At 69.8% G+C, this 6,211-nt stretch carries 3 protein-coding genes; 2 read left to right on the top strand and 1 reads right to left on the bottom strand.

Annotation, left to right across the window (positions count from 1 at the left end):
• Positions 1 to 597 precede the first annotated feature (597 nt).
• Both AB0M20_RS21635 and AB0M20_RS21630 read left to right on the top strand, forming a co-directional pair.
• Complete coding sequence (locus AB0M20_RS21635) at positions 598 to 4,038, top strand: DNA-directed RNA polymerase subunit beta (RefSeq protein WP_364300749.1); 3,441 nt, start codon at positions 598 to 600, stop codon at positions 4,036 to 4,038.
• 117 nt (positions 4,039 to 4,155) lie between these two features.
• A complete protein-coding gene (locus AB0M20_RS21630; RefSeq protein WP_364300747.1) occupies positions 4,156 to 5,337 on the top strand; it encodes an MFS transporter in 1,182 nt (393 codons plus the stop codon).
• A gap of 14 nt (positions 5,338 to 5,351) precedes the next feature.
• Here the strand turns inward: AB0M20_RS21630 and AB0M20_RS21625 are convergent, their stop codons facing one another.
• Positions 5,352 to 6,185 carry a hypothetical protein gene (locus AB0M20_RS21625; RefSeq protein WP_364300745.1) on the bottom strand — a complete coding sequence of 278 codons (834 nt, stop codon included), beginning with the start codon at positions 6,183 to 6,185 and terminating at the stop codon, positions 5,352 to 5,354.
• Between the last annotated feature and the right edge of the window lie 26 nt (positions 6,186 to 6,211).

The following is a 6,211-nucleotide window of genomic DNA, read 5'->3' as shown; positions in this document are numbered from 1 at the left end:
TATCTCGTCGCCCATGCCCATCCTCTCGGGGTTGGGCGCAATGTTCACCCAAATGTTATCTGAGCCTTCCCCACCTCGTGGGGGGGACCGTTGCGGTGGACCCCGCCACGCTTGTCTTTCAGGACCGGCAAACCCCCGCAAGTGCCGCCCATCGTGCGTTATGGTCGCTATGCCGCGTCCGATGGACGACGGCACGCAGCGCAGCCCTTGACTGTGTGTCCGTGGGCGGGCACGCTGACATCAGCAAGTTCCGCGCTTGCGACAGCCCACGGGTGGGTATCCGGAGACAACGGATAAACCCATCAGGGGCACCGAGAGGGACAAACGCTCGCGTTTCCGAGCGGCCCCCGCAGAGGTCTGGCCGAGTTTCGACTGGTCAGAGGCCCGCGGCGGCTCGCTCCGCAGCGTCCCGCGGTGGGGGCTGGACAGCGGTTGGCCGAGCGGCTACACTGCTAGTTTGCGCTGCCTTCTGTCTGGAGCCCTGCTGGCATATCCATCTGGATAATTGCCGGGGGGTCCATTGGAGTGCACGCAGTCAGTCGCACATTGCAGCTAACTCAGCCGCATCAGCAGCACCGGTCCTCGGAAGGACGCATCTTGGCAGCTTCCCGCCCTGCGAAGACCAGCCGTACGTCGAGCGCCTACGCTCCCCGCCGTATCTCTTTCGGCAGGATCACCGAGCAACTTGAGGTTCCTAACCTTCTCGCCATCCAGACCGAGTCGTTCGACTGGCTCGTGGGTAACGAGGCTTGGCAGGCCCGATCGACGGATGACCCGCACGCCCACTCGGGCCTCGCAGAGATCCTCGAAGAGATCAGTCCCATTGAGGACTTCTCCGGCACTATGTCGCTGTCCTTCTCGTCTCCCCGATTCGACGAGGTCAAGGCCTCGATCGAGGAGTGCAAGGAGAAGGACCTGACCTATTGCGCACCGCTGTTCGTGACCGCGGAGTTCACCAACAACACCACTGGCGAGATCAAGAGCCAGACCGTGTTCATGGGTGACTTCCCGATGATGACGCCCAAGGGCACGTTCGTCATCAACGGCACCGAGCGCGTCGTGGTCAGTCAGCTCGTCCGCTCGCCGGGCGTGTACTTCTCGAAGGAGCCGGACAAGACCTCCGACCGCGACCTGTCGAGCGTCAAGGTCATCCCGAGCCGGGGCGCCTGGCTCGAGTTCGACATCGACAAGCGCGACACGGTCGGTGTCCGCATCGACCGCAAGCGCCGGCAGGCCGTCACCGTCCTGCTCAAGGCGATCGGCTGGTCCGCGGACCAGATCCGTGAGCGGTTCGGCTGGTCCGAGCTCCTCATGACCACGCTGGAGAAGGACCACATCGCCGGGCAGGACGAGGCCCTGCTCGACATCTACCGCAAGCTCCGCCCCGGCGAGCCGCCGACCCGGGAGAACGCGCAGACCCTGCTCGACAACCTCTTCTTCAACCCGAAGAGGTACGACGTCGCCAAGGTCGGCCGCTACAAGTTCAACAAGAAGCTGGACATCGACGTCCCGATCGTGCGTGGCACGCTTACCGAAGAGGACATCGTCAAGACCGTGGACTACCTCTGCCGGCTGCACGCCGGTGAGGAGGGCTACGAGGCCGACGACATCGACCACTTCGGCAACCGGCGCCTGCGCACCGTCGGCGAGCTCATCCAGAACCAGGTGCGGGTCGGCCTGTCCCGGATGGAGCGCGTCGTCCGCGAGCGGATGACGACGCAGGACGTCGAGGCGATCACGCCGCAGACCCTGATCAACATCCGTCCCGTGGTGGCGGCGATCAAGGAGTTCTTCGGCACCTCGCAGCTGTCGCAGTTCATGGACCAGACCAACCCGCTGGCGGGCTTGACCCACCGGCGCCGGCTGAGCGCGCTCGGCCCCGGTGGTCTGTCCCGTGAGCGGGCCGGCTTCGAGGTCCGTGACGTGCACACGTCCCACTATGGCCGGATGTGCCCGATCGAGACGCCGGAAGGCCCGAACATCGGCCTCATCGGTGCTCTGTCGACCTTCGCGCGGGTGAACCCCTTCGGGTTCATCGAGACGCCGTACCGCAGGGTGGAGAACGGCCGGGTCACCGACCAGGTCGACTACCTCACCGCGGATGAGGAGGACCGGTACATCAAGGCGCAGGCCAACGCTCCGCTGAAGAGCGACGGCACCTACGCCGAGGACCGGGTCCTGGTCCGCCGGAAGGGCGGTGAGGTCGACTACGTGCCGGGCACGGAGGTCGACTACATGGACGTCTCGCCGCGGCAGATGACCTCGGTCGCGACCGCCATGATCCCGTTCCTCGAGCACGACGACGCCAACCGCGCCCTGATGGGCGCGAACATGCAGCGTCAGGCGGTGCCGCTGGTCAAGGCCGAGGCGCCGCTGGTGGGTACGGGCATGGAGTACCGCGCCGCGGTCGACGCCGGTGACGTGGTCGTCGCCGAGGTCGGTGGCGTGGTTGAGGACCTGTGCGCCGACTACGTGACGGTGCACCAGGACGACGGCCACCGCCGCACCTACCTGCTGCACAAGTTCCGCCGCAGCAACGCCGGCTCGTGTGTGAACCAGAAGCCGGTGGTCTTCGAGGGCGACCGGATCGAGGCCGGCCAGGTCATCGCCGACGGACCGTGCACCGACGACGGGGAGATGGCCCTGGGCAAGAACCTGCTCGTGGCGTTCATGTGCTGGGAGGGCCACAACTACGAGGACGCGATCATCCTGTCGCAGCGCCTCGTCCAGCAGGACGTCCTCACCTCGATCCACATCGAGGAGCACGAGGTCGACGCCCGTGACACCAAGCTGGGCCCGGAGGAGATCACCCGCGACATCCCGAACGTCAGCGAGGAGATGCTGGCGGACCTGGACGAGCGGGGCATCATCCGGATCGGCGCCGAGGTCGTCCCCGGCGACATCCTGGTCGGCAAGGTCACGCCCAAGGGCGAGACCGAGCTGACCCCGGAGGAGCGCCTGCTGCGCGCGATCTTCGGTGAGAAGGCCCGGGAGGTCCGGGACACCTCGCTGAAGGTGCCGCACGGCGAGACCGGCACGGTGATCGGCGTCCGCACGTTCTCCCGCGAGGACGGCGACGAGCTGCCCCCGGGCGTGAACGAGCTGGTCCGCGTCTACGTGGCACAGAAGCGCAAGATCCAGGACGGTGACAAGCTCGCCGGCCGCCACGGCAACAAGGGCGTCATCTCGAAGATCCTGCCCGTCGAGGACATGCCGTTCCTCGAGGACGGCACCCCGGTCGACATCGTGCTCAACCCGCTCGGCGTGCCGAGCCGGATGAACATCGGCCAGGTCCTGGAGACCCACCTCGGGTGGATCGCCAAGACCGGCTGGGAGGTCGAGGGCGAGGACGAGGACTGGAAGCGGCAGCTGCGGGCCATCGAGGCCCACGAGTCGCCGAAGGACAGCAACGTCGCGACCCCGGTCTTCGACGGCGCCCGCGAGGAGGAGATCAAGGGCCTCCTCGAGTCGACCATCGTCAACCGTGACGGCAAGCGGCTGGTCAACGGCGACGGCAAGGCGCAGCTCTTCGACGGTCGTTCCGGCGAGCCGCTGCCCGACCCGATCGCGGTCGGCTACGTGTACATCCTGAAACTGAACCACCTGGTCGACGACAAGATCCACGCTCGGTCGACCGGCCCGTACTCGATGATCACGCAGCAGCCGCTGGGTGGTAAGGCGCAGTTCGGTGGCCAGCGGTTCGGCGAGATGGAGTGCTGGGCGATGCAGGCCTACGGCGCGGCGTACGCGCTGCAGGAGCTGCTCACCATCAAGTCCGACGACGTTCTCGGCCGCGTGAAGGTCTACGAGGCCATCGTCAAGGGCGAGAACATCCCGGAGCCGGGAATCCCCGAGTCGTTCAAGGTGCTGCTCAAGGAGCTGCAGTCGCTGTGCCTCAACGTTGAGGTGTTGTCCAGCGACGGCGTGGCCCTGGAGATGCGCGAGACCGACGACGAGGTCTTCCGGGCCGCGGAAGAACTCGGCATCGACCTGTCCCGTCGCCCGAACGAGGGCGTCAGCAGCGTCGAAGAGATCTGACGGAGCGCGGCGTGGCGCGGGCGGGTGGCGCCGGGGCGCCCCCCCCCCCCCCCGCGGGGGGGGGCGGGGGCGGCCCCCGCCGCACCGCCGGCCGGCCGGGTGCACGACCATGCGGTCATGGCGGCTGGGGTCTTCGAGGTGCGTGAGTTCCGGGCCGTGTGGGGCGCCGAAGTGCTGTCGATCGCCGGTGACCAGCTGGCGCGGGTGGCGCTCGCGGTGCTCGTCTTCGCGCGCACCGGGTCGGCCAGGCAGTCCGCCGCCGTCTACGCCCTGACCTTTCTGCCCGCCATGGCCGGCGGGGTGCTGCTGGGCGGGCTCGCGGACCGGTTCCGGCGGCGCGAGCTCATGGTCACGGCCGATGTGCTGCGTGCCGTGCTCACGGCCGTGATGGCGCTTCCCGGCCTGCCGTTGCCCCTGCTGTGCGGGTTGCTGGTGGTGGTCGTGCTGGCCGGGACGCCGTTCACCGCCGCGCAGGGCGCCCTGCTTCCGGAGGTGCTGCCCGGCGGGCTCTACGAGCGTGGGCTGGCGGTCCGGCAGATCACCGGGCAGACGGCGCAGTTGGCCGGCTTCGCCACCGGTGGCCTGGTCGTGGCGGCGCTCGGCACCGGCACGGCGCTGCTGCTCGACGCCGCGACCTTCCTGGCGTCGGCGACCCTGCTCCGCGCCGGCCTGCGGAATCGGGCGAGGCCCTCGGCCGAGCGGTCCGAGCCCGGCGCCGGCCGCGTGCTGCCCGGGCTGTTCCGCGACCCGGCGCGGCGACGCCCGATGCTGCTCGCCTGGTTGGTCGGCTGCTACGTAGTGCCCGAGGCGCTGGCCGCGCCCTATGCGGGCGGGAACGCCGCAGCCACCGGGCTGCTCATGGCCGCGGATCCGGGGGGGAGCATCGCAGGGGTCTGGCTGTTCGTGCGTTACATCCCGGAGACGACCCGCCGCCGCCTGGTCGGCCCGCTCGCGGTGGCGGCCGGGCTGCCGCTGGTGCTGTGCGCCTTCGGGCCGGGGCTGGCGATCACCGCGGTGCTCTGGGCACTGTCCGGCGTGTGCAGCACGTCGTACCTGCTGCAGGCCCAGGCCGACTTCGTTCGCGCCACCCCCGGCGAGCAGCGCGGCCGCGCGATCGGCATCGCATCGGCCGGCCTGATCGCGGGCCAGGGAACAGCGATCCTGGCCGGCGGCCTGCTGGCGGACTGGACAAACCCGGTTGCGGCGGTCGTGGCGGCCGGCCTGGCCGGCGCCGTGCTGTGCGCGGTCGTCGCCCGCACGACCGACGCCGGCGACCGAGCCCGCAGCGCCGACAGGTGAGCCGGAGGAAGGGTTCAGTCCGGGAGGGACTCGCTGCTCACCGGAAAGGAGGCCAGGTGAACCGCCGACACCTGGCGGACGGCGATGCCCGCCGGGATCGGGGCCGTGTCGCCGGGGTACCCCGGCGGGTGGGGTGGACCCACCGAGAGGTGATGGCCGTCCGGCAGGTCGAGACATCGCACCCCGGGGGCCAGGGCGCCGGGGTGTCTCTTCTGCTCCTCGGCGGCGGCCTCGCATGTGCGGCGCGAGATCGTCGCGTCCAGGACTCCGGTGCCGGCAACCTCGCGGTACTGGAGGAAGATCACCCCCACGTCCGCGTACGTGCCGGTCAACCGGTATCCCGGCACCTCGGCCACGACGAACGGCAGGCCCGTGGCCCGGAAGTCCTCGGCCCGCCACGCCGTCTGGCAACCGGCGGCGGTGGACACCGCAGCGGCGGCCACGATGCCGCACATCACAGCACTGTGGCGGCGGTGCGGCAGTTCCAGCGCCAGGTGGACGCCGGCCGCGGCCGCCGCACACAACAGCCCGGTCAGCCATCGGCTGCGTGCGCCGCCACAGGCCGCCAGCACGGCCGGGACGAGGATGCTGAGGGCGAGCGGCACGGGCAGGTGACGCCACCGCCGATCCGCGCCGGCACGGCCGCGCCACAGCGTCACGGCGACCACGCCGGAGCCCGCCGTCAGCAGGGCGACGAACGCGTAGGGGAAGAGCAGGTTCGCGTCCCCGGCGGCGTACTTGTCCGGCAGGCTCTGCGCCGGCAGGGCGAGAAACGCCGCCAGCGCCGTGCCGCCGGTGATCGCCGCGAAAGGCCATGCCCTTCGCCCGGCCGCACGGAGCTCCCCCATGGCCAGCCATCATGCCGCCCCACGTC

The sequence above is a fragment of the Actinoplanes sp. NPDC051633 genome, assembly GCF_040681735.1.
Lineage (GTDB): Bacteria > Actinomycetota > Actinomycetes > Mycobacteriales > Micromonosporaceae > Actinoplanes.
This window is presented reverse-complemented; position numbering and strand designations above follow the sequence as displayed.